The organism is Bacillus sp. GC_Bacil_1 (genome assembly GCF_026540675.1).
GTDB lineage: Bacteria > Bacillota > Bacilli > Bacillales > Bacillaceae_G > Bacillus_A > Bacillus_A cereus.
On sequence record NZ_JALNUG010000011.1, the window covers coordinates 189287 to 216243 of the forward strand.

The following is a 26957-nucleotide window of genomic DNA, read 5'->3' on the forward strand; positions in this document are numbered from 1 at the left end:
TGTTTCAATAAAGGAGGAAGTAACATGGTAAAAGGAAGAATACATTCTGTAGAGTCTTGTGGTACTGTTGATGGCCCAGGGATTCGTTATGTCATATTTACACAAGGATGTTTATTACGTTGTCAATATTGTCATAATGCTGATACGTGGGAAATCGGTAAAGGTAAAGAAATAACAGTTGAAGAAGTGATGCAGGATGTGACATGTTACCTTCCATTTATTGAAGCCTCCGGAGGTGGTATAACAGTTAGCGGTGGAGAGCCATTATTACAGCTAGACTTTTTAATTGAGTTGTTTAAAAAGTGTAAAGAGGCTGGTATCCATACAACAATCGACTCTTCTGGTGGGTGTTATTCTGAGGAACCAGAATTCCAAAATAAGCTAGATATTTTAATGGATTATACAGATTTAGTTTTATTGGATTTGAAACATATCGATTCCAAAAAGCATCGTAAATTAACAGGGAAACCAAATGAACATATTTTACAATTTGCTCGTTATTTATCGGATAAGAATAAAGCGATTTGGGTACGACACGTATTAGTTCCTGGTGTTACGGATAATGAAGAGGATCTACAAAAACTATCTAGCTTTATTCAAAGTCTTTCTAATGTTCAAAAAGTTGAAGTGTTACCATATCATAAGCTTGGTGTATATAAATGGGAGGCGCTTGGACACAAGTACCCACTCGCAAATGTAGAACCACCTACTGAGAAAAATGTAGAACATGCTAAACATATTTTACAAGCGGTCTAATCCAAATATTGGATTAGGCTTTTTGCTTTCTTTACAATAAAATCTAGAGTATATATTGATAAAAGAGTATACTGAAAGTAGAATATCCATAATTTTGTACGGACTAAGTGGATAAATTTACATAATTGTAAAGGGAAATCAAAATAGTAAAAAGAATTAAGAAGTAAAAGAGTGAGTATCATGGAATAGAGAAGATTTGTAAGTTATTGCGAAAGCTCTTATAGGAAAGTATAATGTAAAGATATGAGCACAGATAGGATTAAGGGGTCAATCTTATATGCTTTGCATATCCACGACAGGTACATAGCTGAAAAGGGAACTATTAGAATCTGTTTATGTAATTTTTAAGGAAAATGTTTTTCCTATTGTCGTATATGCAATATGGAGAAACAAAAAGCTAGGAGTGGATTTGTTTGATAAAAAACCCCAAGGTTTTAATATTAACTGCACATTACGGTAATGGTCATGTGCAAGTAGCAAAAACATTAGAACAAACATTTCGCCAAAAAGGAATTGAAGATGTTATTGTATGCGACTTGTTTGGAGAATCACATCCATTTATAACTGACATTACAAAATATCTATATTTAAAAAGTTATACAATAGGAAAAGAATTATATCGTTTGTTTTATTACGGGGTAGAAAAAATTTATGATAAGAAAATAGCATCTTGGTATGCGAACTTTGGAAGAAAACGTTTGAAAACACTGTTACAGGTGGAGAAACCTGATATTGTAATTAATACATTTCCAATTATTGCTGTACCAGAATTGAAAAAACAAACGGGGATTTCAATTCCTGTCTATAACGTATTAACGGATTTTTGCGTGCACAAAATATGGATTCATCGAGAAGTAGATCGTTATTTTGTTGCAACGGATCACGTGAAAGAATTGATGGTTGATATCGGTGTACCTGCGGAACAAATTGTTGAAACAGGAATTCCAATTCGGAGTAGTTTTGAGTTAAAGGTAAATTCAGACATCATATATAATAAATATCAGTTATGTAAGAATAAAAAGATTTTACTAATTGTAGCAGGTGCTCATGGGGTATTAGGAAATGTAAAAGAACTATGCCAATCATTTATGTCATTGCCTAATTTACAAGTAGTTGTCGTTTGTGGAAAAAATGAAGCTTTAAAACATGATTTATTAAGTTTACAGAAGCAAAATTCCGATGCATTAAAAGTGTTTGGGTATGTTGAAAATATTGATGAATTATTCCGAGTTACTTCTTGTATGATTACGAAGCCAGGCGGAATAACATTAAGTGAAGCAGCAGCGTTGCAAGTACCTGTCATTTTATATAAGCCTGTTCCAGGACAAGAAAATGAAAATGCGATGTACTTTGAAAAAAAAGGAGCAGCAGTTGTCATTCGCGATGATAGTGAGGTTTTCGCAAAAACAGAGGCATTATTACAAGATGATGTGAAGCTTCTTCAAATGAAAGAAGCAATGAAAAGTATCTATCTTCCAGAGCCAGCTGGTCATATTGTAGATGCAATTTTGGCAGAAAATCATGCAGAACCGCGTCATATACCTATTAAATCACCTGCTCTTGCACAATCTTTTACTTAATATGAAACCCTCTTTGTATATGTAAAGAGGGTTCTTTATTATTTTCAAAGAAAATTTAGCCAGTTATCCACAAAATAATTGCGCTTTCATTAAACAGTAAAGTCGGAATATTAACAACTATATCCACATTGTCCACAATTTTTAGAAAAATATCCACAATTAAAACAGCTGATATATGCTTTAATATAGAAAAATATTAAGTGTTTTTGAAAATTACTAACAATTGCATCAGTTTTGTGGATAAAGTTGTCCACAGCAAAAAAACCCCTTATGCATAAGCATAAGGGGTCTTTTTGCTTACTTCTATCAGTCGAGAAAATTATGTAATGAAAATGAATAATTAGGGGGGGAACTTCTAATTATCCATTTTCACTTTAAATGCTTTTCGAGCGATATCCTGCTGCACGATCTGCTTTTTGAAATTCGCGTTGATAGAGAACTTCTTGTGTACTAGATAATGTGTTTTTTGCTTTATCACGTTTCTTTTTATCCATTACAAATCACCTCGTGTCTTAAAGTTACTATTTATCGTTTCCAAAGACATGAGGGGATATACGCATATGGAAAATGTTAATGATTGATTATCATTTCAGAAAATTTAGATTATGCTTCTTTTAATTGATGAGCATCTTGGAAGGTTGTATCTCGCATTGTAGCAAGTGTGTATTGATCTTTTGGAATTTCATATAAGTTATATACTTCTTCGTTTGCGTTAATTTCATCATATACGGCTTTTCTTGTTTCGTTTGCTAGATTCACATATTGCAGTTTTTCTGCAGCTTTAATAGAACGAATATTTATTTTACGAATACGCATGAAAATTGTTTCAATATCTAATTCGTAGAAAAGTTCACTAAAAAATGAATCTTTTGCCAATTTATTATAGCCTTTTCCATGATATGGTTTGCCAAGCCATGTCCCGAGAAATCCAGCTTTTTCTTGCACATCAAATAAAGTAATTGTTCCGATAGGGTTACCCCATTCATCTAAAATTGTGCGTGAAATTAATTCACCACGCTCTTCAGCTTCAATCGTTTGTTTCGTTAAGAATAAATATTCTTCATAAGAATAAGCCTTTTGACGCACAAAAGGGAAGACAGCTGGATCCACCATTAACTCGTATAGAACGTGGCTGTCGTGTAAGTCGCGTTTTTTCAACATACTAACTCCTCCTCACACGAGGGTAGCATGACGAAAAAACACCCCACCCTCGAAATTTTTATATCAATCTTTAAAAAATTTCGGGGTGGGAATCGAACCCACTAGAACCAGTTTCTAACGCTGGTGGCGCACCATTTGCCTTCCCCATTCATCAATTTGAAAATGATAATCACGACACAAATTGATTATGGTTTCATTCAGTTTATAATCGTATAATACTTTATCTAGTCAAAAAAATAAACTAGTTTTTTTTATTTTTTTTGTAAATTATTTTTCCATCAATCATAGTTAGTACAGGCTTGGCTAAATAATGGAAAGGATGATGAGTCCATAACACGAGATCGGCGTCTTTTCCAACCTCGATGCTTCCAATTCTATCCTCTAACCGCAAATTTCGCGCTGGGAATATGGTGATTCCTTCTAGTGCTGTTTTCTCGTCTAACCCTTCTCTTACTGCGACAGCAGCACAAATATTTAAATACTGAATGGGTGTATAAGGATGGTCTGTTGTTATAGAAACTTCCACACCATTTTTGGATAATATATGGTAAGTATCCCATGTCTTGTTTTTTAGTTCGATTTTAGAACGGCGTGTCAGAGTGGGACCAACTGAAACCTTCAAATTGTGTTTCGAAAGCTCTTCAACAAGAAAGTGTCCTTCTGTACAATGTTCAATACGTAGATCGAGGTTGAATTCCGTTGCAAAGCGTAGCGCAGAACTAATATCATCTGCTCGATGGGCGTGGATACGTACGGGTATTTCACGACGTAATGCTTTTAAAATAGGAAGCATTCGAAAATCAGCTTCGTGTCCGTAGTGTTGTGCTTCATAGAATGATTCCCGAAGTAACCCCATAATCCCCATACGTGTTATGGATTCTTTTGTTCCATTACTATGGACTTTTTTAGGGTTTTCTCCAAAGGCAATCTTTAAACCAGCAGGTTCTTGAATAATCATATGATCAATACAAGTTCCAGCTGTTTTTATTACACAAGTAGTACCCCCGATAATATTTTGACTGCCAGGCATAACGTGAACGGTTGTAATTCCATTTTGTACAGCGTCTTGAAAGGCGATATCGAGAGGATGGATTCCATCTAAAGAACGAATATGTGGTGTTGAAACTTCAGATGTTTCATTGGCATCATTTCCAGCCCAACCAGTACCTTCATCATAGAGACCAAGGTGAGTATGGACATCAATAAAGCCAGGTAAGAGATGGAGTGCTCGTGCATCTATAACGGTCATATCTTGAGTAGGTTGAATAAAAGGTTTGACCTCTGTAATTCGCTCTCCTGTAACGAGTACATCGCCTTGAAACTTTGGAGATGTAATAGGGTATACAATGGCTTGTTTGAGCAATATTTTCATAGGTACCTCATTTCTGTTACTTTATAATGCTAATGGAAGTTAAGGGAAAGTAACTGAAAGGTTATTTGTATGCTAATGCTTCGGATCCTAGAAAATGAAAGTTTTAAAAGGGCCCATGTAAAATTGTGTTTTAGAAGTACTACATTGTATGCGAAAGTATATTTTGTAATGCATGGTCTATTGCCGGAAATGTGTATTGGTATCCATGTTTAATTGCTTTACTAGGTAATACATGTTGCCCTTCTAGTACAAGTATGCTCATCTCACCTAATAAGGCGTGAAGCATAAATGAAGGGACAGGCAGCCAATGTGGTTTTCTCGTTGCAGCAGCGATGGTCTTTCCAAATTCCTTCATTCTTATAGGTGTTGGTGCTGTCATATTAAGAGGACCATCAATTTCTTTTTTGTGTATGATGAAATCCATCATACGAACGACATCGTCTATATGAATCCATGATAACCATTGTTTCCCAGAACCAATGGTGCCGCCGATATAGAATTGATAGGGAAGTAACATTTTTGGCAAGGCTCCGCCATCTGCACCTAATACAACGCCAAATCTTGTGTAAATTGTTCTTATTCCGAGAGAACATGCTTTAGCTGCTTCTTGTTCCCATAAAAATACTGTTTCTGCTAAAAAGTCATTTCCAGGAGTTTCTTGTTGCTCAGTAAAAGACTCTACTTCAGATGTTCCGTAGTATCCAATAGCACTTGCATTAATAAATGTATGTGGTTTTTTATGGAGTGCCTGCAATTGTTTAATGAGTCCTTTTGTTGTTTGAATTCTACTGTTTAAAATGGCTTTCTTTTGTTTCTTTGTCCATCTACTATTAATAGAATCTCCGGCTAGATTAATAACTACATCAATAGAAGAGAGGGGGAAGGTTTGTAAATCTGGTGTCCATTGAACATACTGAAGTTTAGGGTCGGAAGTTTCAGTAGTTTTTTTTCGTGTGAGGATGTAAACAGTATATCCTTTTTGAACAAAAAAAGTAGAAAGATGTTTACCGATAAAGCCTGTACCACCAGAAATTGCGATTTTCACAAGTATTTCCTCCTCATTATATATATTCTTGAAAAGAAAAAATGTTCCTCGACTATGTTAAAATAATAGAGAGGTGAGAGTATGGCTGTCATTACAAAAATAGAAGTACAAAAACGATCGAAAGAACGATTTAATATTTATATTGATAAAGGCCAAGGTGAAGAGTACGGGTTTAGTGTGGATCAAGTAATCTTAATGAAACATGGATTACAAAAAGGCTTAGAAATTGATGAAATAGAGTTAGGAAATATTTTGTACAATGAAGAGGTACAAAAAGCATATTTACAAGCAATCTCCTATTTATCCTATCAAATGAGAACAAAACAAGAAATAGAAGATTTTTTACGAAAAAAAGAAGTGGGACAAGCCATCATCTCTGAAGTCGTTTCGAAATTATTACATGACCGATATATTAATGATAAAGAGTACGCTGTTTTATATACGCGAACGCAAAGTAATGTGAATCGAAAAGGTCCAACTGTTATTAAAAGAGAGTTGTTAAATAAAGGTGTTCAAGATTTACTTATTATGCACAGTTTACAAGAATATCCGAAGGAAAAGCAAATTGAGAATGCCTTGTTTCTCATAGAAAAGAAGAAAAAATCTTATCAAAAGCATTCTTTTTTACAAATGAAGCTAAAGTTAGATGAGATGCTTGTTCGAAAAGGATATTCTAGAGAAGTAATTCAAATTTGTTTGGAAGAATTGAAAGACGAAAGAGATGACGAAAAGCAACAAGAAGCGTTACACTATCATGGGAATAAATATTATGAGAAATATAAGAAGTATGATGGATGGACATTTGAAAACAAGATGAAACAAGCGTTATATAGAAAAGGATTCTCTATTGATGAAATTGAGATATTTTTGCAAATGAAACGCGAAGAGGAATGAGGGGAATAAGATGAATATGCCAAAACGCTACAGTGAAATGACACCGCATGAGCTAAGGGAAGAAATTGGCGCTTTGAAGGAGCAAGCAGTAAAAGCTGAGCAGCTTGGGATTGTCAATGAATTTGATGTATTAATGAGAAAAATGGCAATGGCTCGTGCTTATATGACGGATATAAACAAGTTCCGTATTGGTGAAATATATGAATTAGTAGAAGAACCTGGTGTATTATTTAAAATTACGTATTTCAATGGGGTATTTGCTTGGGGATATAAGCAAAATGATAATGAAGAGATTGGCATACCAATTTCCTTATTGCAAGAAAAATAAAAACCAGAGAGCACATATCTCTCTGGTTTTCATCTTTGGTAGGCGTTAAAGGAGATAGGAGATTCTAAAATTGGCGTTTTTTACATTCATTTGCCAATATAATGAGAGACTGGGTTTGTTGCGTCTGTCCGTTAACTTGCGCTTTCGCATGTTTTGGACGAGTCCACGTATGGTTAAATAATTCAGAACGACTATCTAAGCGATCACGGTAGCTCATCTTTATCACCTCGTGTAGGAAGTTAATTTAATTTGTACTACTCTTCCTGCTGATTTGCAGCACGCATACGTTCTTGTGGGTGCGTGTTAATTGTGCCGTTAGGTCGCTTCGAAGCGAAGCGTGATTTCGCTTTCGGCTGACCGTCGATTTTGCTGTTGTTTTTTGACTCAGACCAAAATTCGGCTTGTTTACCCATTGCGAACGCCCTCCTCCTCATCAGTTGATACCTCTTTAAGAAGTATCACTTATAGAATGTGCAAAACAGAAGAAACTATCCTTTAGAAATGAAGGGATAAATAGGTAAAAGGAGATTAGAACATGAATGATATTTATGAAGCATTAACGAAAGAATTATTAGACAAGAACGACAAGCTTTCTTACGGGCAAGCTCGTGCATGGGTTGAATTACTTTGGGAAGATTTTCAAACAACTTATGCAAAATCAGGGCGTTATCAAGGTGAGGAAATGACTGAGCAAGTGGTACGATCATGGATTAATAATCATGGTGTACGCCTTCATGAAATGCGTACAAACAATCCGAAGTATAGTCATTTAATTAATCAAGAAGATCATTTGAAACATTAAAAAAAGCGACTTGAGTCGCTTTTTTTAATGTGGAAGTAATTCCAGTTTTTTTCGAAGTTTTTCTTCACTAAAAATCCATCCTGTATAGGAACTAATAATATTTAAATTATGGTCGAGCTGAACAATCGCGACAAATGGATAATAATCTTTACTTCGATACCGTAAATCAATGAATCGTACTTCGTAATAATGATCATGATCAAAAATATCCCAGCGATATACAGGAGAGAAAGATAGGAAGGCTGAGATGTTTTCATCTTGTTTAGCTGCTCGCATAATATCATTGTCTGGGAACGGTACCCGATCGAACTTGTCATATATCATGATGTTACCACGGTGCCATCTCGCAACGTAGTAATAATCAGCTGTAACGACTGCTAAATGATAATGATAAAATCGGTAAGAAGGAGAAATGATAATCTTTTCGACATTTTTGAAACGTTTGTGTACAACGCTTCTTATATTTCTGTGCATCATAATTCGTCCGATATAGTAAACAATCATTAATATATATGCTGCTAAGGCAGTGTATCCTTTATGAGAACCGACGAGCATGCAAGCAATTGCAAGTATATGGATAAAGAAAATTACGGTATCGAATGTATTAATCACGCCGAGTGCGACCCATTTTTTTGTGAAAGGCCGTAATGCTTGTGTACCATAGGCGTTGAAAATATCTACAAAGACGTGAAGGAAGACTGCAATAAATGACCAAAGTAGTAGATGAAGATATGGAGCGTCTGAAAAGAAGGCGAAAGAGATGCCACTTATAAGGAATGACCAAAGAATTACCGCGGGAATGGAATGAGTAACTCCGCGATGATTTCTTATATATTTAGCGTTATTACGCAATTTTAAAACTGTGTCAATGTCAGGAATGTTGGAACCAGCAATTGTAGCAAGCATAACAGCTTGTGGGCCAATATCACTTTGTGCTATGGCTGGGTCTAATGTTGCTAAGCTACCTAAAGTGATACCCATAACAAGGTGAGTGGCTGTGTCCATAGAAATCCACCTCCGTTTTTTATTAATGTAACTCTTTTTATTCGATACCTCAAGTCCTTTGCCTTCAATTTCCTATGTCATCTTACTTAAATTTTTTCCTAAAATCTTTATAATAGTACTTATATGCAAAAAAATGAGGGGGATCAAGTTTGACACTTGAAATACTAAAAAATTTTAATATAGAGCAGTTTCAAAATGATTTAATTGGTTGGTTTGAAGAAGAACAGCGCGACTTACCGTGGAGAAAGAATAAAGATCCATACCGCGTTTGGGTTTCTGAAATTATGTTACAGCAAACAAGAGTAGAAGCTGTAAAACCATATTACGCAAATTTTATGGGGAAGTTTCCTACACTTGAAGCGTTAGCGAACGCAGATGATGAAGAAGTATTAAAAGCATGGGAAGGTTTAGGGTATTATTCTAGAGCACGTAATTTACACGCGGCTGTAAAAGAGGTAAAAGAAGTATATGGCGGAATAGTACCGAGTGATGTAAAGAAAATTGAAAAGTTAAAAGGAGTAGGACCATATACAAAAGGTGCTATTTTAAGTATCGCATATGGTATACCAGAGCCAGCAGTTGACGGAAATGTTATGCGTGTATTATCTCGCATTTTATCAGTATGGGATGACATTGCAAAACCAAAGACTAGAAAAGTGTTTGAAGAGATTGTGCGTGAAATTATTTCGAAAGAAAATCCATCTTATTTTAATCAAGGTTTGATGGAGTTAGGTGCATTGATTTGCATTCCAAAAAATCCATCTTGCTTACTTTGTCCTGTACGTGAGCATTGCAGAGGATATGCTGAAGGTGTTCAAAAAGAACTACCAGTAAAAAGTAAAGCGAAAGCTCCTACAATGGTACCGCTTGTTGCAGGAGTACTTCAAACTGAAGATGGTCGTTACGTTATTAATAAACGTCCAAGTAGCGGATTATTAGCTAATATGTGGGAGTTTCCGAATATTGAACTTGGCGAAGGGATTCGAAGTCAGAAAGAACAGCTTATAGATTATATGAAAGAAAAGTTTGAGCTTTCGATTTCTATTGATGAGTACGCAATGAATGTACAACATACATTTACTCATCGTACTTGGGATATATTTGTATTTTACGGAAAAGTAACCGGTGATATTGTTGAAACAGATACATTGAAACTTGTATCGAAAGAAGCATTTGAGCAGTTACCTTTCTCTAAATCGCATCGTACGATTTATGAGAGTTGTGTTGAGAAAATTACAATGCAATAAACAAAAAAGTGTTCCCTAAATTGGGAACACTTTTTTAATCGTAAGAAATTTTTGTCCCATGAGTCCAACTGGCATCACCTTCTTGTAAGCCGCCCCTTGATTCGATCTCTATTACAATTTCTTTATAAATACTTTGCCCTTCCGCATTTAAATAGGGCAAAATCTGTTGTAATGAATGATGAAAATAAGCTAATTCATCTTCTTTCCATTCGTTTTTTGAAAGCATCGTTAGTTCAGTCATATCGCGTCCTATATACATATTTCCACCTCCATTTTCTATAGTTTGAATGAGTAACAAGAGATATATGCGGAATTTTTTTAAAAGAAAATTACGGATAGCTTCTAGTTGAATTGGTTACATTATTGATTGTGGAGGTGAGAAAGATGAGTAAAAAACAACAAGGTTATAACAAGGCAACTTCTGGTGCTAGCATTCAAAGTACAAATGCTAGTTATGGTACAGAGTTTGCAACTGAAACAAATGTACAAGCAGTAAAACAAGCAAACGCACAATCAGAAGCAAAGAAAGCACAAGCTTCTGGTGCACAAAGTGCAAACGCTAGTTATGGTACAGAATTTGCAACTGAAACAGACGTGCATGCTGTGAAAAAACAAAATGCTAAGTCAGCTGCAAAACAATCACAATCTTCTAGTTCAAACGAGTAATGAAAGAAAAACACTTCTCCAATTCGAGAGAAGTGTTTTCTTTGTGTGCGGGTCATTGTAATGAAAAGAAAGTGAACGACATAACTTCTAATAAGTCAACAAATGTTGTCAAAGGAGAAGGAAGTTAAAGATTAGAAATATGTAATTAGGAATAATAACTGATGAAGAAATCCAAAAGGGGGTAAGTAATGAACGATTTTGATAAGTTGGTGGGAGAACAATTGGAAACGATGGATGAGCTGTTAAAATTGCAATCACACTTAGAGAAGTATCAACAAATTGAAATGAATGAAAAAGATACGTGCGATAAAAAAGAACTGCATTTTATCCGTCAGGAAATATATAGAACAGAAGTAGCGTTGAAGATGTTACATGAGAAATTTGAAGAACAAACGAATAGTGTAATCCAATCTTTTACAACTGAAAAAATGATTTCAAATTTAGGATAAGATATATTATTGCCTTCAGGTGAAAAGTCCTTCAAATAGAGAGGGGCTTTTTCTATTACATGTCCTCGTTTATAAATAATACAGTACAATCCTTGTGTTCTGAGAAGATTGGGTATTATTGTATTCAACGATAAACCTCCTGCATATTCAGTGTGGAAAATAGAGTCTTATCCCTTTAGTTTTAAAATTTTGACAAAAAAGTTATAATAGAAGAAAAGTGAATGCCGTTCAAAGGGCATTTGCAGTTGAAAGAAGGGAGCATATATGGGATTTCCCAAAGAAGGAGAAAAAGTACAAATACATAGTTATAAACATAATGGCTCCATTCATAGAATGTGGGAAGAAACAACAATTTTAAAAGGGACACAGAGTCTTGTGATCGGAGCGAATGATCGTACAGTAGTTACAGAATCGGATGGCCGAACATGGATTACGCGTGAACCAGCAATTTGTTATTTTCATGCCAACTATTGGTTTAATGTGATTGGGATGCTTAGGGAAGAGGGCGTATATTATTATTGTAATTTAAGCTCCCCTTTTGCGTATGATTCTGAAGCATTAAAGTATATTGATTATGATTTAGATATTAAAGTGTATCCAGATATGACATATACGCTTCTAGATGAAGATGAGTATGAAAAACATAGTCAAATTATGCAGTATCCACCTGTTATCGATACAATTTTAAAACGAAATGTAGCACATTTAACACAGTGGATTCATCAAAGAAAAGGTCCGTTCGCACCAGACTTCGTAGATATGTGGTATGAACGATATTTAATGTACAGAAATTAAAACAAACCTGCAGGGGGCTTCCCGGCAGGTTTGTCCTATTAGAGGGGGGATTATGTGCAGGGCATAAAAAGATATTTACAATTTGTTAAACCATATCGATGGCTTATCGCTATTACAATTATTATTGGACTAGTTAAGTTTGGTATCCCACTTATTATGCCGTGGTTATTAAAGTATATTATCGATGATGTAATTCAAGGCGGAGGTTCACTTCAAGATAAAACATCTCAATTAATAACAGCGATTGGAATTGCTTTTTTTATTTTTGCGGTATTAAGACCACCGATTGAATATTATCGTCAATATTTCGCGCAGCGTATCGCAAATACAATACTGTATGATTTGCGGAAGTATATTTTTGGTCACTTACAAAAATTAAGTTTACGTTATTACTCCAATACAAAAACAGGAGAGATTATTTCGCGTGTCATCCATGATGTAGAACAAACGAAGGATTTTGTAATTACTGGTTTGATGAACGTCTGGTTAGATACTGCAACAATTGCTATTGCCATCATTGTTATGTTTTCTATGAATATAAAATTAACATTTGTTGCGTTATTGATTTTACCTATTTATGTAATTGCAGTGAAATATTTTTTCGGACGTCTTCGGAAATTGACGAAAGAGCGTTCACAAGCGTTAGCGACGATGCAAGGATATTTGCATGAACGTATTCAAGGAATGCAAGTGACACGTAGCTTTGCGTTAGAAGAGTATGAGGGGAAGCAGTTTGAAAAAAGAAATAATGAATTTTTAACGAAAGCATTAACCCATACAAGTTGGACGGCGAGAACATTCTCGGCAGTAAATACGTTAACAGATTTAGGTCCATTACTTGTGATTGGTTTTGCAGCATATGAAGTAATTCAAGGGCAGTTAACGCTAGGGACGATGGTAGCTTTTGTTGGATATATGGATAGTTTATATAGTCCGCTTCGCCGCCTTGTTAATTCATCTACAACATTAACACAATCTTTTGCATCGATGGACCGTGTGTTTGAACTGTTAGATGAAAAATACGATATTGTTAATGTGCCAAATGCGGTACAAACGAAAAAATTAAATGGAGAAATTGTATTTGATAATGTTTCTTTTCGTTATAATGCAGATGAAAAAGAGATATTACACAACTTGTCATTAACTATACAGCCTGGAGAGAAAGTAGCGCTTGTAGGAGCGAGTGGGGGAGGAAAGTCATCTCTTGCTAGTTTGATCCCGCGTTTCTATGATGTTTCTGAGGGAGCGGTTTATGTAGATGGGATAGATGTAAGAAAGTATAATATGAGAAATTTACGTAGTAATATTGGAATTGTACTGCAAGATAATTTATTGTTTAGCGATACAATTGGAGCAAATATATTATATGGAAATCCGAAAGCTACAGAGCAAGAAGTGATTGCAGCTGCCAAAGCTGCGCAAATTCATGATTTTATTATAGACTTACCAGATGGTTATAATACTGTCGTTGGAGAACGTGGTGTAAAGCTATCGGGCGGGCAAAGACAACGTGTGGCAATTGCACGAGTGTTTCTAAAGAATCCGTCGGTACTTATATTGGATGAAGCAACTTCGGCATTGGATTTAGAAAATGAAAGGTATATTCAAGAGGCGCTTCAGACGTTAGCTGCTGACAGGACGACGATTATAATCGCACATCGATTAGCGACGATTACGCATGTTGATACGATTATTTACATTGAAGACGGTGAGATTAAAGAGACTGGTTCTCATGAAGAGTTAATGCGAAAAAAAGGATTTTATTACAATTTATATCAACTTCAACATATAACAGAAACAGCTCCTTTAGCATAAAAGGAGCTGTTTTTTTATTCGTCTTCTTTTTTATCATCGATTTGGAGTTCTTTTTCTGGTTTATGGTATGTGTAGAAGCTATCTACAAGTAAATCTAAATGCTCTACTTCTTCACTATAGTTAATAATGGAAGAAATAAGAGGGAAGAGATGTAGCCATGTTTTATATGCTTCTTCATCGTCCTTGTTTTGATAATCCATAAAGATATCAATTAATTCTTGTTTACCTGTTTCAACTTCATCAAGCATCTCAACAGACTGTTGTTTTTTTGCTTTACCAATGAATTTTAATAAAACTTGTTCGTGATAATGCGTTAATGAATCAAGTTCGTTTTGGATAGATTCCTGAAACTCTTCTGGCATGTAACGCAGTTCGTTTTCAGTACGGTGTAATGATTTTAACGTACTTAAAGCACGGCTTGTTGTCGCTAACATTTGTCTGAATAAAACGAGCTTACGAATTTTTGCGAACTTTACTTTTTTCGTGTAGCTTCTTTCTTCTTTATACAGCAAATAGTAATGGTTTAATTTGATCATTTTTTCTTTCATACGATCAATATCAGTTTTTAGCGTTGTAAAATCAGAAGCTTGCCTGCTATTCATTCGAATCCATTTTACAATTTCTTCTGTATTATCAACGATACGATGATAAAGTTTTGTTTCATATTTCGGCGGCATAAATACTAAATTTACAAGTGAAGCCGCAATAATACCAATCATAATCGTCGCAAAGCGAAGTAAGGCAAAACTAAAGAAATCTTCGCCTTGATACTCCATAATGGCGATAACTGTTACTAAAGCAATTGATATTGTGTTTTCTAATCGTAATTGCAGTGTAAGAGCAATTACTAATATACATGTTAATCCAATAATAAAAGGATTATGTCCAAAAGCAGTAGCAAATGCGATAGCAAATATCGCACCGATTACATTTGCTTGAATTTGTTCAAGTGCGGTTAAATAAGAACGGTATACAGACGGTTGAACAGCAAAGATAGCTGAAATTCCCGCAAATACCGGACTCGGTAATTGAAGTAAAATACAAGCAAATAAAGCTAACGTGATGGCAATACCCGTTTTTAAAATGCGAGCACCAAGTTTCATACCCTTAATAAGATCCTTTCTCTTGTCATAATGAATGTACAACATGATACTATACATTCATTACAATATGTTAGCAAGTGATATTTTAGTGACGTTAAAAGAAATTAGTATTCATTTTATCGCGCTAATTTCTTTTAAACATCAGTTTTTAGTAAAAAGACCTGCTGAATTTCAGCAGGTCTCAAATTGTTACTATAGATTACTATGAGAAGTGTACTTCGTCAATTTTTTCTTAATAATGAAAATTACTCATGTTACTCTGTTGAGATAGATGGATCTGCCTGTTCTTTTTTCGGGATAATTTCAAAAAACTGGTTTTGTATATCATCTAATAACGGGGTTAACAAAGCAACTTCCTCATATTGCTCATGCTCGTTTAGTACACGAATATAGTCTAACAATAATTCAGTTACATCTTTCAAACCGTTTTTACTAATTGGTTGTAATGTAACATTTGCCCCTTTTGCGATTCTTCTTTTTAAGGCTTGTTCTGTTAAGCCTAAGTTTGAATCATGACGTAAATAAACAACACCGCCAGTCATGCCGGCGCAAATCCATGGACCAGGGTCACCTAAAACAAGCGCTCGCCCATTTGTCATATATTCAAAAGCAAACCCTTTAATATTGGAGTATGCCCCTATATTTCCGTGCTCTTTTTCACGGAGTGGTTTTGTTATTCTACCTCCAATTATCATGTCTGCCCCAGAAAGGCGAATGCCAGCGCGAGCATCAGCGTTCCCTTGCACGTATAGTGCCCCTTTTTGTGCACCATATCCAAATCCTTTTCCGACAGAACCGTTATAATATACTCCATCTTCTCCTTTTGATTTCGTTATATAAATACCACCACCAAAGGAAGTTTTACCAATGCCATCTTGTGCGCCGCCATTTACGTGTATAAATAAATTTTCACTATTGTAAGCACCTAACCCATTTCCGGGAATAGAACCATTCGTATACTTTAATGTAAGTGGTTCAAGTTGAGTAGCTTCATATAGTTTACTGCGAACGCGATAACATGATTCTAGACCACCCATAACGCGTTGCTCTACACCAACGCCTACTAATTCTTTTGAGTCAGCGGAATGAACGGTTTTAAATTGTTTTTCCGGCACGTCTTCTGTTGTTGTAACAGATGGATGTTCTATTATTTGTAGTAAATTACATAAGTTTAATAAATTTTCGCCTCGAACTTGCTCTAATAAATCAGAACGCCCAACAATTGTTTGTAAATTTGTATACCCAAGCTGTCCTGTTAATCGTTGTAGTTCTACACCGAAAGAGGTGAATAAATTTAACAGGCCGGCAACTGCGCTTTCTAATTCGCGCGGGACGAAGCGGCGTAATCCGTGTTCTTTTGCTTGTGCTTCAGACTCGATTTGTGTCGCAATTCCAACATGGCAAGTATCTAGATGGCACCCACGGCAAGTAGTACAGCCGATTGCAATCATTGATAGTGTGCCAAATCCAATACGGTTTGCTCCGAGGAGCATGATTTTCAAGGCATCATTTACACTTCGAATACCACCATCTGCCCAAATCTCTACTTTATGTCTCATGCTTGCTTCTAATAAAGCGTTGTGAGCGGCTTTAACACCAATTTCTACAGGGAGACCTACATGCTGCAATGCGTGAATACGTGCAGCACCTGTTCCGCCATCGAATCCGCTAATGTTAATAAAATCAGCGCCAGCTTTGGCGATACCGACAGCAATTGTTCCGATATTAGGAACGACAGGGACTTTCACGGCTACTTTGGCAAGTTGATTAGCTGTTTTAATTTCTGTAATCATTTGAGCTAAATCTTCAATTGAATAAATATCATGGTTATTAGAAGGTGAAATTAAATCTGAGCCGATTGTCGCATTACGTGCTTCAGCTATTTTGGCTGTCACTTTTGAACCAGGTAAATGTCCACCTTCCCCAGGCTTTGCGCCTTGACCGATCTTGATTTCAATTAAGTTTGATGAGTTTAGTAGTTCGGCATTTACTCCAAATCGTCCAGATGCCACTTGTTGTCCACGTGTATGTGGGTATTTCCCAATCATATCTTTAATTTCGCCGCCTTCACCGTTCAAGCTAATCATATTTAGCTGATCGGCCGCTTCTGCATATGCGCGAAAGGCGATTTCGTTTTGAGAACCAAATGACATAGAACTAATAATAAATGGTAAATTATGATTTTGAATGCCGATAGATACTTCTTCAGTTGGAACGACATGTTTTGTTTGTTTCGTTTGAACAAGGTGTCTGATTGCGATTGGATTATTCTCTTCTAGTTCACTTAACTTGTCACGGTAATCATCATAAGAATTTCCTTTTGCGACATCGCCAATTGCTTTCCAAATTCGCGGGAATATATGAAATGATTTTCGCATTCTAATTTTAGGATTGTTATAATCCTCTGCTCGTATTTTTGCATCTTCAGTAAGTGATTCAAGTGAAAAGGCTAAATCATTTGAACCGAAGAAATTTGTAATCTGTAATATATTTGCGATTTCTTCATGTAACCCAATAGATGAATAGAGACGTCCGTAACCACGTAACTCATGAATTCCAATTGTTGAAATGACTTTTTCTAATCCTTTATTAAGTGCATTATACAGATTCGTAATTGGTGTTTTTGTTCCATCATTTACAGTGGCGAATAATAAATATGGATTAATACCATCTGCTCCTAATCCATATAGCGTGACAATGTCATGTAAGGAGCGAAGAGCACCAGAACGTATAACGAGAGAACAATTGCGGCGTAATTTATTTTCACTTAATGCTTGATGTACTTTAGCAGTAACTAAATGTGGATCAATCCACAATCGTTCATTTAGATGGGCTTTTGCGTCATCTAATACTAGTAGGGAAGCGCCATTGTTAACAGCAGCTATCGCTTCAAAACTAATGCGGCTTAATGCACATTGCAGAGTTTCTGACGAGCTGAATGTAGCAGAGATTGTGGCGATAGAGTTATGAGTCTTAAATAGCTCTATGAGTTGTTCGTACGTAATTGTGTGTAATTCCTCTGCAATAGGTTGTGCCACGCTGCCTTCTAAAATAATTGGTGAAAGCATTTCAACTACAAATGGCCGTTTTGCGCCGCTTAATAAACTTGGACGCTCTCCAAGTACAGTACGTGTAGAGAAGTGTTCAATTTCACGGTCACGGTCAATTGCAGGGTTTGTAACAACAGCTACACTTTCTTTAATAAAGTCAGCGATATTTCGTCTATCAGTATCGAGTGCGGCAAGTGGTGAGTCATGCCCAAGTGAGCGTATTGGCTCAACGCCTTTTGTTGCCATCTGTTCAAGGAGCTGAATATGTTCTCGGTCCCATCCGAAAGCGACATATTGTTTCGTTTCAACTTGAACAGAATCACATAGCCCTTGGATTTTTTTCGTTTCAGGGATAGATAAATTTAAATGGTAATTGGTAGTATCAATTCGCTTTTTAAAACGGTTATATACTTGGATTTGATATTTGTCATATTCATAAAGAACAAGTTCATCTTGTTCATTCCATTTTAATCCAACCTTTTCTCCAGGGGCGAGTGGTTTTGGTTCTGCTACATATTTAGTTGGTGATACAACTCCAGGTTCAGAAGAGAAAATATAAGAGCTCTCTGTCTCTACTTTCCATACTGGGCGTAATCCAAGGGAATCAACACTGAAAACAGCTTCATCTTTAAAACGGGAAATGATGCCAGCTGGTCCTTGTGCAAAATGTCCCCATGCTTCACGTATATACGTATATAAATCTTTTAAAGGTGTTTCATAAAGTTTAATTTCATTAATAATTGGAGGGAACAATATTTCCATTGCTTCAAATAAGCTGTAGTCGTATTGAACAAGTAGGGTTTCTAAGGTGCGGTTTAAATCTTGCGAGTCACTGCCTCCAGCAGTAAGTGGTACATCAATCATTTCAGCCTGCTCGCGTAATTTTGCAATTGTGTTAATTTCACCATTATGTCCGAGAATGCTAAATGGTTGTACACGAAAAAAATTAGATAATGTATTAGTAGAGTAGCGGTTATGTCCTAATGTCATAGTTGAAGCGATAAGTGGATGTTGTAAATCATTATAGTAGGCAACAAGTGTATCACCAGCACCTAGAACTTTATATACAACATGATCACGACTTAATGAAGCAACATGAATTGCTTCGTTTTCCTCTATTTTTATTGTGACAGAAAATAATGTTTGCTCAATATTTGTAATTTCGTTTTCTGCGATAAGGGCAACTTGCCAAAATAAAGGTTCTTCTTGTTTACCAAGTGGACCGAGTGCATCGGAGTTTGTTACATCATCACTTTCGAAAATGATTGTAAAATTTTTGTTGTTTAATTGCGTACGAATATAATCTTTTAAGATAGTAATGTTTTCTTTTTTATTTAGAAAAAAATGTCCAACGATAAAGTGGGGATGATCCACAATCGTTGGATTATATCCGCTACTTTTTAGTTTTTCATTCCAAAGCGCTTTTGGTACATCAATGTGAATGCCGATGCCATCGCCCTCACCATTAATGAAACCAGCTCTATGATTCATTTTGACGAGTGATTGAATACAAAGGTCAATGTTTTCTTTTGTAGCAATTTTTCGTTTCTCCATAACGGAAACGATTCCACACGCATCGTGTTCTGCATTTCTATAATCTCGAAATAAAGACGGTGTCCATGTATTTTTTGTATTGAGCATCCGTCAATCCCCCCTCTTGTAAAAGTTAGAATAATCTTACTATTTAAGGTGCAAATCACCTTGTACACAGAGATAGTAATGCTGTAAAAGAATATAAAACAGATAATTATGAATAATTATACTATTAATACGGGGTTTATGAAATAGAAAAAAGGAAAAAAGAAAGGTGAGCTTTCTTTTTTCCTTTTAATGACGGGATTATTTATTGTCTGCTAGGGCAGCAAATGCTCTGCCGACAGCTTCGATTGTATATTCAATATCTTCTTTTGTATGTTCTGTCGTTAAGAACCATGCCTCGTATTTAGAAGGTGCTAAGTTAACTCCTTCTTGAAGCATAAGCTTGAAGAATTTACCGAACATTTCACCGTCTGTATCTTGTGCGGCATCGTAATCTTCAATTGTATTTGTTGTGAAGTATACAGTTAAAGCTCCTTTTAGACGGTTTAATGTAATGTCGATATTATGTTTCGTTGCTTGCTCTAAAATTCCTTTTTCAAGCATTGCACCAAGTTCATCTAATTTCTCATAAAGTCCTTCTTGTTGAAGCACTTCTAGACAAGCGATACCTGATGCCATAGAAGCAGGGTTTCCTGCCATTGTACCAGCTTGGTATGCAGGTCCAAGCGGAGCAACTTGTTCCATAATTTCTTTCTTACCACCGTAAGCACCGATCGGTAAACCGCCGCCAATAACTTTACCAAGCGCTGTTAAGTCAGGTGTCACACGAAGTAAGTCTTGAGCACCACCGTACATAAAGCGGAAAGCAGTAATAACTTCATCGTAAATTACTAGTGCGCCAGCTTCGTGAACAAGTTCATTCACTTTTTCAAGGAATCCTGGTTTAGGTTCTACAATACCGAAGTTTCCAACAATCGGTTCTACAAGGATAGCTGCTACTTCATGACCCCATTTATCTAACGCCTCTTTTAAAGTTTCTACATTATTAAATGGAACGGTAATAACTTCTTGTGCGATACTTTGTGGTACGCCAGCTGAGTCAGGAGTTCCTAAAGTAGAAGGACCAGATCCAGCTGCCACAAGTACTAAATCAGAATGACCGTGGTAACAACCAGCAAATTTCATGATTTTTGTGCGACCTGTATAAGCACGAGCAACACGAATCGTTGTCATCACTGCTTCTGTACCAGAGTTTACAAAACGGACTTTATCTAATGCAGGCATTGCTTCTTTTAACATTTTTGCGAATTTTACCTCTAGCGCTGTTGGTGTTCCGTAAAGTACCCCATTTTCAGCAGCTGTTGTAATTGCTTTTGTTATATGCGGATGAGCATGTCCAGTAATAATAGGACCGTATGCTGCTAAATAATCGATATATTTATTTCCGTCTACATCCCAGAAATAAGCGCCTTTCCCGCGTTCCATAGCAACAGGAGCGCCGCCGCCAACTGCTTTAAAAGAACGAGAAGGACTGTTAACACCGCCAACGATATGCTCTAAAGCTTCTTTATGTAATGCTTCTGACTTTGTGAATTTCACTACAATTCATCTCCTTACAAAAATCTATGTATTATTCTAACATGTTTTTCGAAAAGACGTATTGTTTGTGATAGCGAAGGCAGTTGGGTAAACTATTCGTTGTGACATTTAGGAGGGGGGTCCGATTATGAAATCGGTAATTGAGGTACAAGGGTTACGTAAAGAGTTTACAGCCTATTTAAGTCGTCCGGGCTTAAAGGGTGCATTTCGCGATTTATTAAATCGTAATTATAAAATAGTACCAGCAGTAAATGATGTATCTTTTACTGTAAAGCAAGGTGAAATGGTTGGTTATATCGGTGAGAACGGTGCTGGTAAATCAACAACAATTAAAATGCTTACGGGGATTTTAACTCCGACATCAGGGCAAATCACAGTAAATGGAATGAATCCACATAAACAAAGAGAAGAATTTGTAAGAACAATTGGTGTTGTCTTTGGACAGCGCTCGCAACTTTGGTGGGATATTGCAGTACAAGAATCGTTTCGTTTATTAAAGAAAGTGTATGGTGTATCAGACGCTCAGTATAAGGAGCATATGGAGCACGTAATTGAAACGTTAGATATAGGGCCTTTATTAGATAAACCAGTTCGAAAATTATCTCTTGGTCAAAGAATGCGTTGTGAATTAGCAGCAGCCTTAATTCATAATCCACCGTTATTATTTTTAGATGAGCCAACAATTGGGTTAGATGTACTTGTGAAATTGAAAATACGTGAATTTTTAAAAGAAATGAACGAACGTTATAAAACAACAATTTTATTAACTACTCATGATATTACGGATATTGAAGCTTTATGTGAGCGTGTTATCATGCTGGATGAAGGAAATATTATGTATGACGGTTCTTTAAAAAATCTTCGTACGCAGTGGGGAGCAGAGAAGGAAATACACTTTCAGTTTGTTGCACCAGTTTCCTATCAGGCTTTATCAATGGTTATGCCAGATAATCATGTCGTTTGGTCGAAAGCGAAAGAGGAAAACGCATGGGTTGCAAAAATTCCGAATGAAGAAGTTGTTATTTCAATGCTTATTTCTAAAGTAGTACAAGCATTTCAAATTAAAGATTTAAAAATTAACGAAGTGTCTACAGAGGAAATTATTCGTAACATTTATGAAGAAGGTATTACGCATGGGTAAGTATATTGAAATGATTCGAATTCGCTTTTTAATGATGCTTGCGTATCGCACAAACTATTATAGCGGGATTTTAATTTATACAATTAATATCGGCGCATATTATTTTTTGTGGCAAGCAATTTATAGCGGAAAAGAGAATGTTGAAAGTTTATCTATTTCGCAAATGACTACGTATATCGCAATCGCGTGGATGGCACGTGCGTTTTATTTTAATAATATAGATAGAGAAATTGCGATGGAAATTCAAGAAGGCCGTGTGGCTGTAGAATTAATTCGTCCTTACAACTATTTAGGTATGAAAGTTATGCAAGGTCTTGGCGAGGGGATATTCCGTTTTGCATTCTTTTCCATCCCGGGCATGGTGATCGTTACGCTATTATTTTCATTGCAAATTACAACGAATTTTCAAACGTGGTTATATTTCTTCTTATCTTTAATATTTAGTTTTATTATTAATACACAAATTAATTTAATGACGGGAATGCTTACGTTTTTCTTATTTAATAATAGTGGAATTATGTATGCAAAACGCGTTGTTATTGATTTATTTTCAGGTCTATTATTACCAATTAGTTTTTATCCGTTATGGGCCCAAAAAGCAATGATGTTTTTACCGTTTCAGGCTATTAGTTATATTCCAAGTATGATTTTTTCTGAAGGTATACAGGGGAGTAAGTTGTATGAGGCTTTAGTATTTCAAGTGATTTGGGCGATTGTACTTATTATTCCAATTGTACTCATGTGGAGAACGGCGAGAAAACGTCTAATTGTACAAGGGGGATGATGAGATGCTATATATAAACTTATTTTTACAATATGCAAGTCAATATATAAAAACGAAATTGGAGTATCGAGGCGATTTTATCGTTGGTTTACTTTCTGATTTATCGCTTCAAGCAGTTAATTTAATATTTATTCTCGTTGTATTTGGGCATACACAAGCATTGAAGGGATGGAGTCGAGAAGAGGTAATCTTTATTTATGGTTTCTTTTTAGTACCATTTGCCATCTTTTCAGCTTTCTTTAATATATGGGATTTTAATGATCGATACATTATTAAAGGGGAGATGGATCGTGTATTAACGCGACCGATCCATAGCCTATTTCAAATTATATTAGAAAGAATGGAACTTGAATCTTTAATTGGAGCTATTACAGGGATTTTTGTAATGGGATATGCAGCTGTGGAGTTACAATTATCTTTTTACTGGTATGATTTCTTCTTATTTATATTGATGGTAGGAGGAGGAGCACTTGTATATGGAGGGATATTTGTTACGCTTGCGAGCCTTGGTTTTTGGTCGGATGCGAAAAGTTCAATTATGCCCCTTATGTATAACATAGGTAATTATGGGCGCTATCCTGTTAATATTTATAATCGTGTAATTCGTTTCATTTTAACGTTTGTTTTACCGTTCGCGTTTGTTGGAGTATATCCAGCAGCATACTTTTTAAGAAAAACAGAATGGAATAGTTATGCATTCGCGACGCCACTTGTTGGTGTTATCTGTTTTACGATTGCAATCAATCTCTGGAACCAAGGAGTAAAAAGATACCGTGGCGCGGGTAATTAATTATAGAAGCTTGTTCGTTTCTAAGGGATAAATCAGTCCTCCACCTCATACATATAAAATGAGGTGGAGGACATGTTATGGGGATTTATTCTATTAATTGCAGCAATCGCTATTTTGAAAAGTGTCCAATTATTATGGAGTTCTTATTCAGATTCAACGCGTTTTTTTTCGCTGTATAATTTGGCCACATTATTTTTGATCTATACAACAGTACTGATCGCGTTTGGATTAAGTTACGTTGTATTAGAGGAAATGGGTTTCGCAGTTTTGAAAGAGGACGGAGAAAGTTTGAACGTTCATTCTTTTCAACTCGTTGAAGTTTGTTTATATTTTAGCGCAGTTACTTTATTGTCTGTTGGATATGGTGACATATCTCCGATTGGAATTGGGCGATGGATTGCAATTGCAGAAGCGCTAATTGGATATACACTCCCTTTTGCTTTTGTGATGAGGTCTGTAATAGACAATGAAAAATAAGGAAGCATTTGTTATAGTAAAGGAAAAGAGTAGGAGTGATAACAATGATTACAGTAGGAGAAATGGCACCAGAATTCACATTAGAGGGAAGTAACGGAGAAGAAGTTAGCCTAGCTGATTTTCGCGGTAAAAATGTAGTTCTCTATTTTTACCCGAAAGATATGACGCCAGGATGTACAACTGAAGCATGTGATTTTCGTGATGCGTATGGAGTATTTCAAGAGAAGGATACGGTTATTCTTGGAGTAAGTCCTGATTCAGCGAATAGACATTTGAAATTCATTGAGAAACATGAATTACCATTTACACTTTTAGTAGATGAAGATCATAAAGTAGCAGAGTTATACGATGTTTGGAAGTTAAAAAAGAACTTTGGGAAAGAGTATATGGGAATCGAGCGTTCTACATTCCTTATTAATAAAGACGGTGAACTTGTAAAAGAGTGGCGTAAAGTGAAAGTGAAAGGACATATTGAGGATGTTCTTTCTTATATAAAATAAATCTACGTTGGAGATAAAATATGCAGAAACAAGGCAAGTGTCTATACATATTTTACTGCCTTACATAAAGTGGAAGTGTAGGGCATACCTCCTCAGATGATAGTATTCCAAGTGCGATTATGTCGCACTTTTTTCTATGTAATATATGAAGAAAAAGGGAAAGATACATAAAAACAAGTCCTGAATATAAAAATAAACCACATACTTATAGTAGAAATATTGACGATTTATAAGAAAAGGAGTACACTCTTTATAAGAATTATAAAATAATAATCCGTATAGAATCGGGGTGCATGACGGTGGTCAAAGAAGAATTAAAAGAAGCGCTAGAAATGCTGAAAAATACGGGTGTACGCATTACTCCACAGCGTCATGCTATTTTAGAGTACCTTGTGGAATCAATGACGCACCCAACAGCGGATGATATTTATAAAGCATTAGAAGGTAAGTTTCCAAATATGAGTGTTGCAACTGTCTATAATAACTTACGTGTGTTTAAAGAGGTTGGACTTGTAAAGGAATTAACTTATGGAGACGCTTCAAGTAGATTTGATTATGTTACAAGTCAACATTATCATGTGATTTGCGAAAAATGTGGTAAGATTGTTGATTTTCCTTATGGAGGCTTGGAAAAGCTGGAAGAGGAAGCTGCGAAAACGACAGGCTTCGTTATCAATAGTCATCGCTTAGAAATTTATGGCGTTTGTCCAGAGTGTCATAAGGCGTAATATATAATAAAGAAAGAGGCTGACGGCTATACGTCAGCCTCTTTCTTTATTATATAAGGATTAGCGTGAGGTTAATCGGTATTTACAGTGCTAAGTTAGTAAGAAGGGTTAGATAAAAGTTTGTCGAATTTACTTTGTATTGGTGGAAATGAATTCTTGGAGGGGACATTTTGAAGAAATATGAGATTAAAAGTGACATTCCAACATTGGAAGAATATAAATATTTATGTGATTCTGTGGGATGGACTAATTATATGAACTTTGAGGTGGTGGAAATATCACTTCAAAATTCGATTTACTGTATAACAGTCAAGGATAATAATCAAATCATCGGCATGGGCAGAATTGTTGGTGATGGGGCTATCTATTTCTATATTCAAGATATAGTGGTTCATCCAGAGTATCAAAAGAATGGTATTGGAAAGAAAATAATGAATACTTTAGTAGAATACTTAAATCAGAATGCTCCAGATAAAGCATTCATTGGTTTGTTTGCGTCGCAAGGGAAAACGTCATTCTACGAAAAATATGATTTTAAAGATTATTCGCCTAACATGACAGGGATGTTTACTGTTATTTCGAAAAAATAGGTGTAATAAATTTAATAAAACAATTAAAAAGTTGATTTCTTAAGAAATCAACTTTTTAATGAGTTGAAACGTTTGTAGTGTTGCAAACTCGTATTTCCCTTGATACTTATGATTTATAACTCTTCTTATTATACTTTTCATCAAATTCTTTTCCTTCTAGATCTCGATCTAGTGTTAAAGGTTGATTGCAGTGCATACATGCATCGACACGGCCGAGCATTTTTGTTGGCTTATCACAGCTTGGACAAATAATTTGGATAGTCTTAGTAGATAACATACCAATCCAAAAGTAAACGACAGTGCTAGCGATAACAGCTAAAAAGCCAACCATCATAAAAGTTGTCATGATAATAATGTTTTCGCGGAAAAAGACACCTAAGTATGCAATGAAGAGGCCGATAAATACTAAACTTAATGCAAAGGTCCGGATTTTATTGATTTTGTTTGAATACTTAATGCTCATTTTCACCACACTCCTATAATAATAATATAACATAAAATTTAGAATTTTCACTCTCGTGTAAATTGATAAAGAGATAAGATATGAAATGGATAGGAGAGGAGCCATGAAGACTGAATGGGTGCTATAATGATTTTTAAGTTTTTAACGGGATGTGAAATTTTTTTGTAAAAAGTATTGACCCTGTATATACTGCATGATATATTAATAACCGTCGCTGATGCGGAAACGCAGAAAACGACAAAAAAAGAAATTAAAAAACTTAGTTGACATTGAAAAAT

At 35.6% G+C, this 26957-nt stretch carries 29 protein-coding genes; 17 read left to right on the top strand and 12 right to left on the bottom strand.

Translation table 11 applies throughout. The annotated features are described in order from the left end of the window. The first annotated feature begins 24 nt into the window (after positions 1-24). A complete protein-coding gene (pflA, locus tag OXT04_RS18185) occupies positions 25-756 on the top strand; it encodes a pyruvate formate-lyase-activating protein (RefSeq protein WP_000238463.1) in 732 nt (243 codons plus the stop codon). A 413-nt stretch (positions 757-1169) separates the two neighbouring features. Next, positions 1170-2336 carry a diglucosyl diacylglycerol synthase gene (locus OXT04_RS18190; RefSeq protein ID WP_097821943.1) on the top strand — a complete coding sequence of 389 codons (1167 nt, stop codon included), beginning with the start codon at positions 1170-1172 and terminating at the stop codon, positions 2334-2336. 374 nt (positions 2337-2710) lie between these two features. Here the strand turns inward: OXT04_RS18190 and OXT04_RS18195 are convergent, their stop codons facing one another. The 4 genes from OXT04_RS18195 to OXT04_RS18210 all read right to left on the bottom strand — a co-directional run bounded on the left by OXT04_RS18195 (position 2711) and on the right by OXT04_RS18210 (position 5914). Next, positions 2711-2830 (bottom strand): YfhE family protein, encoded by a 120-nt coding sequence (locus tag OXT04_RS18195; protein ID WP_000358482.1) that lies wholly within the window; start codon positions 2828-2830, stop codon positions 2711-2713. A gap of 109 nt (positions 2831-2939) precedes the next feature. Next, positions 2940-3497: a GNAT family N-acetyltransferase gene (locus OXT04_RS18200; protein WP_000914737.1), complete on the bottom strand. Its 558-nt coding sequence runs from the start codon at positions 3495-3497 to the stop codon at positions 2940-2942. Between the two features lie 241 nt (positions 3498-3738). Further along, positions 3739-4869, bottom strand: a complete 1131-nt coding sequence (locus OXT04_RS18205) for an amidohydrolase (RefSeq protein ID WP_000698297.1) — start codon at positions 4867-4869, stop codon at positions 3739-3741. A 139-nt stretch (positions 4870-5008) separates the two neighbouring features. Beyond that, positions 5009-5914 carry a TIGR01777 family oxidoreductase gene (locus OXT04_RS18210; RefSeq protein WP_098014990.1) on the bottom strand — a complete coding sequence of 302 codons (906 nt, stop codon included), beginning with the start codon at positions 5912-5914 and terminating at the stop codon, positions 5009-5011. Between the two features lie 81 nt (positions 5915-5995). On the opposite strand from OXT04_RS18210, the gene recX reads away from it, so the two are divergent. Together recX and OXT04_RS18220 are read left to right on the top strand one after the other, a co-directional pair. Next, complete coding sequence (gene recX / locus OXT04_RS18215; RefSeq protein ID WP_053565320.1) at positions 5996-6808, top strand: recombination regulator RecX; 813 nt, start codon at positions 5996-5998, stop codon at positions 6806-6808. Between the two features lie 10 nt (positions 6809-6818). Further along, positions 6819-7136, top strand: a complete 318-nt coding sequence (locus OXT04_RS18220) for a YfhH family protein (RefSeq protein WP_001057023.1) — start codon at positions 6819-6821, stop codon at positions 7134-7136. A 64-nt stretch (positions 7137-7200) separates the two neighbouring features. Here the strand turns inward: OXT04_RS18220 and OXT04_RS18225 are convergent, their stop codons facing one another. Next, positions 7201-7353, bottom strand: coding sequence for a YpzG family protein (locus OXT04_RS18225; protein WP_000122093.1), 153 nt, complete (start codon positions 7351-7353; stop codon positions 7201-7203). 37 nt (positions 7354-7390) lie between these two features. Further along, positions 7391-7549 carry a small, acid-soluble spore protein K gene (locus OXT04_RS18230; protein ID WP_000517891.1) on the bottom strand — a complete coding sequence of 53 codons (159 nt, stop codon included), beginning with the start codon at positions 7547-7549 and terminating at the stop codon, positions 7391-7393. Positions 7550-7671: 122 nt separating this feature from the next. Here OXT04_RS18230 and OXT04_RS18235 point away from each other — a divergent pair, with 122 nt between their 5' ends. Continuing rightward, positions 7672-7938 carry a YfhJ family protein gene (locus tag OXT04_RS18235; RefSeq protein WP_000998159.1) on the top strand — a complete coding sequence of 89 codons (267 nt, stop codon included), beginning with the start codon at positions 7672-7674 and terminating at the stop codon, positions 7936-7938. 24 nt (positions 7939-7962) lie between these two features. Here OXT04_RS18235 and OXT04_RS18240 read toward each other — a convergent pair whose 3' ends face one another. After that, complete coding sequence (locus OXT04_RS18240) at positions 7963-8943, bottom strand: metal-dependent hydrolase (protein WP_000379115.1); 981 nt, start codon at positions 8941-8943, stop codon at positions 7963-7965. Positions 8944-9092: 149 nt separating this feature from the next. Between OXT04_RS18240 and mutY the strand changes: the two genes are divergently transcribed. After that, positions 9093-10190, top strand: coding sequence for an A/G-specific adenine glycosylase (gene mutY / locus OXT04_RS18245; RefSeq protein ID WP_000171381.1), 1098 nt, complete (start codon positions 9093-9095; stop codon positions 10188-10190). A gap of 34 nt (positions 10191-10224) precedes the next feature. Here mutY and OXT04_RS18250 read toward each other — a convergent pair whose 3' ends face one another. Further along, positions 10225-10449, bottom strand: a complete 225-nt coding sequence (locus tag OXT04_RS18250) for a hypothetical protein (protein WP_000275439.1) — start codon at positions 10447-10449, stop codon at positions 10225-10227. Positions 10450-10574: 125 nt separating this feature from the next. On the opposite strand from OXT04_RS18250, the gene OXT04_RS18255 reads away from it, so the two are divergent. The 4 genes from OXT04_RS18255 (at position 10575) to OXT04_RS18270 (ending at position 13915) form a co-directional block, all read left to right on the top strand. Next, the gene (locus tag OXT04_RS18255) at positions 10575-10856 is read left to right on the top strand and encodes a gamma-type small acid-soluble spore protein (RefSeq protein WP_000039034.1); all 282 of its coding nucleotides are present in this window, start codon (positions 10575-10577) and stop codon (positions 10854-10856) included. 188 nt (positions 10857-11044) lie between these two features. Continuing rightward, entirely contained in the window at positions 11045-11305 is a 261-nt protein-coding gene (locus tag OXT04_RS18260) for a YgaB family protein (protein WP_000997586.1), read from the top strand. Between the two features lie 264 nt (positions 11306-11569). Continuing rightward, positions 11570-12100: a nucleoside tri-diphosphate phosphatase gene (ntdP, locus tag OXT04_RS18265; protein ID WP_000506627.1), complete on the top strand. Its 531-nt coding sequence runs from the start codon at positions 11570-11572 to the stop codon at positions 12098-12100. Positions 12101-12154: 54 nt separating this feature from the next. Then, positions 12155-13915, top strand: a complete 1761-nt coding sequence (locus OXT04_RS18270; protein ID WP_267416507.1) for an ABC transporter ATP-binding protein — start codon at positions 12155-12157, stop codon at positions 13913-13915. 14 nt (positions 13916-13929) lie between these two features. Here OXT04_RS18270 and OXT04_RS18275 read toward each other — a convergent pair whose 3' ends face one another. The 3 genes from OXT04_RS18275 to hemL form a co-directional block, all read right to left on the bottom strand. Continuing rightward, complete coding sequence (locus OXT04_RS18275; protein WP_071714810.1) at positions 13930-15018, bottom strand: aromatic acid exporter family protein; 1089 nt, start codon at positions 15016-15018, stop codon at positions 13930-13932. A 254-nt stretch (positions 15019-15272) separates the two neighbouring features. Beyond that, positions 15273-19709, bottom strand: a complete 4437-nt coding sequence (locus OXT04_RS18280; protein WP_016513297.1) for a glutamate synthase-related protein — start codon at positions 19707-19709, stop codon at positions 15273-15275. A gap of 198 nt (positions 19710-19907) precedes the next feature. Further along, positions 19908-21206, bottom strand: coding sequence for a glutamate-1-semialdehyde-2,1-aminomutase (gene hemL, locus OXT04_RS18285; protein WP_000673247.1), 1299 nt, complete (start codon positions 21204-21206; stop codon positions 19908-19910). Between the two features lie 127 nt (positions 21207-21333). Between hemL and OXT04_RS18290 the strand changes: the two genes are divergently transcribed. The 7 genes from OXT04_RS18290 to OXT04_RS18320 all read left to right on the top strand — a co-directional run bounded on the left by OXT04_RS18290 (position 21334) and on the right by OXT04_RS18320 (position 26216). Then, the gene (locus OXT04_RS18290; RefSeq protein WP_267416508.1) at positions 21334-22347 is read left to right on the top strand and encodes an ABC transporter ATP-binding protein; all 1014 of its coding nucleotides are present in this window, start codon (positions 21334-21336) and stop codon (positions 22345-22347) included. Further along, positions 22340-23131, top strand: coding sequence for an ABC transporter permease (locus OXT04_RS18295; protein WP_098570371.1), 792 nt, complete (start codon positions 22340-22342; stop codon positions 23129-23131). The genes OXT04_RS18290 and OXT04_RS18295 overlap by 8 nt, the downstream gene beginning before the upstream one ends. A gap of 4 nt (positions 23132-23135) precedes the next feature. Further along, complete coding sequence (locus OXT04_RS18300; protein ID WP_090978270.1) at positions 23136-23921, top strand: ABC transporter permease; 786 nt, start codon at positions 23136-23138, stop codon at positions 23919-23921. A gap of 72 nt (positions 23922-23993) precedes the next feature. Next, complete coding sequence (locus tag OXT04_RS18305; protein ID WP_000964345.1) at positions 23994-24398, top strand: potassium channel family protein; 405 nt, start codon at positions 23994-23996, stop codon at positions 24396-24398. Between the two features lie 44 nt (positions 24399-24442). After that, a complete protein-coding gene (bcp, locus tag OXT04_RS18310) occupies positions 24443-24898 on the top strand; it encodes a thioredoxin-dependent thiol peroxidase (protein ID WP_000633711.1) in 456 nt (151 codons plus the stop codon). Between the two features lie 299 nt (positions 24899-25197). Beyond that, positions 25198-25626 (top strand): peroxide-responsive transcriptional repressor PerR, encoded by a 429-nt coding sequence (gene perR, locus OXT04_RS18315; RefSeq protein ID WP_000237829.1) that lies wholly within the window; start codon positions 25198-25200, stop codon positions 25624-25626. A gap of 170 nt (positions 25627-25796) precedes the next feature. Continuing rightward, on the top strand, positions 25797-26216 hold the full coding sequence (locus tag OXT04_RS18320) for a GNAT family N-acetyltransferase (RefSeq protein ID WP_000759744.1): 420 nt from the start codon (positions 25797-25799) through the stop codon (positions 26214-26216). A 106-nt stretch (positions 26217-26322) separates the two neighbouring features. On the opposite strand, the gene OXT04_RS18325 is transcribed toward OXT04_RS18320, so the two are convergent. After that, the gene (locus OXT04_RS18325) at positions 26323-26679 is read right to left on the bottom strand and encodes a YgzB family protein (RefSeq protein WP_000025058.1); all 357 of its coding nucleotides are present in this window, start codon (positions 26677-26679) and stop codon (positions 26323-26325) included. Positions 26680-26957 lie beyond the last annotated feature (278 nt).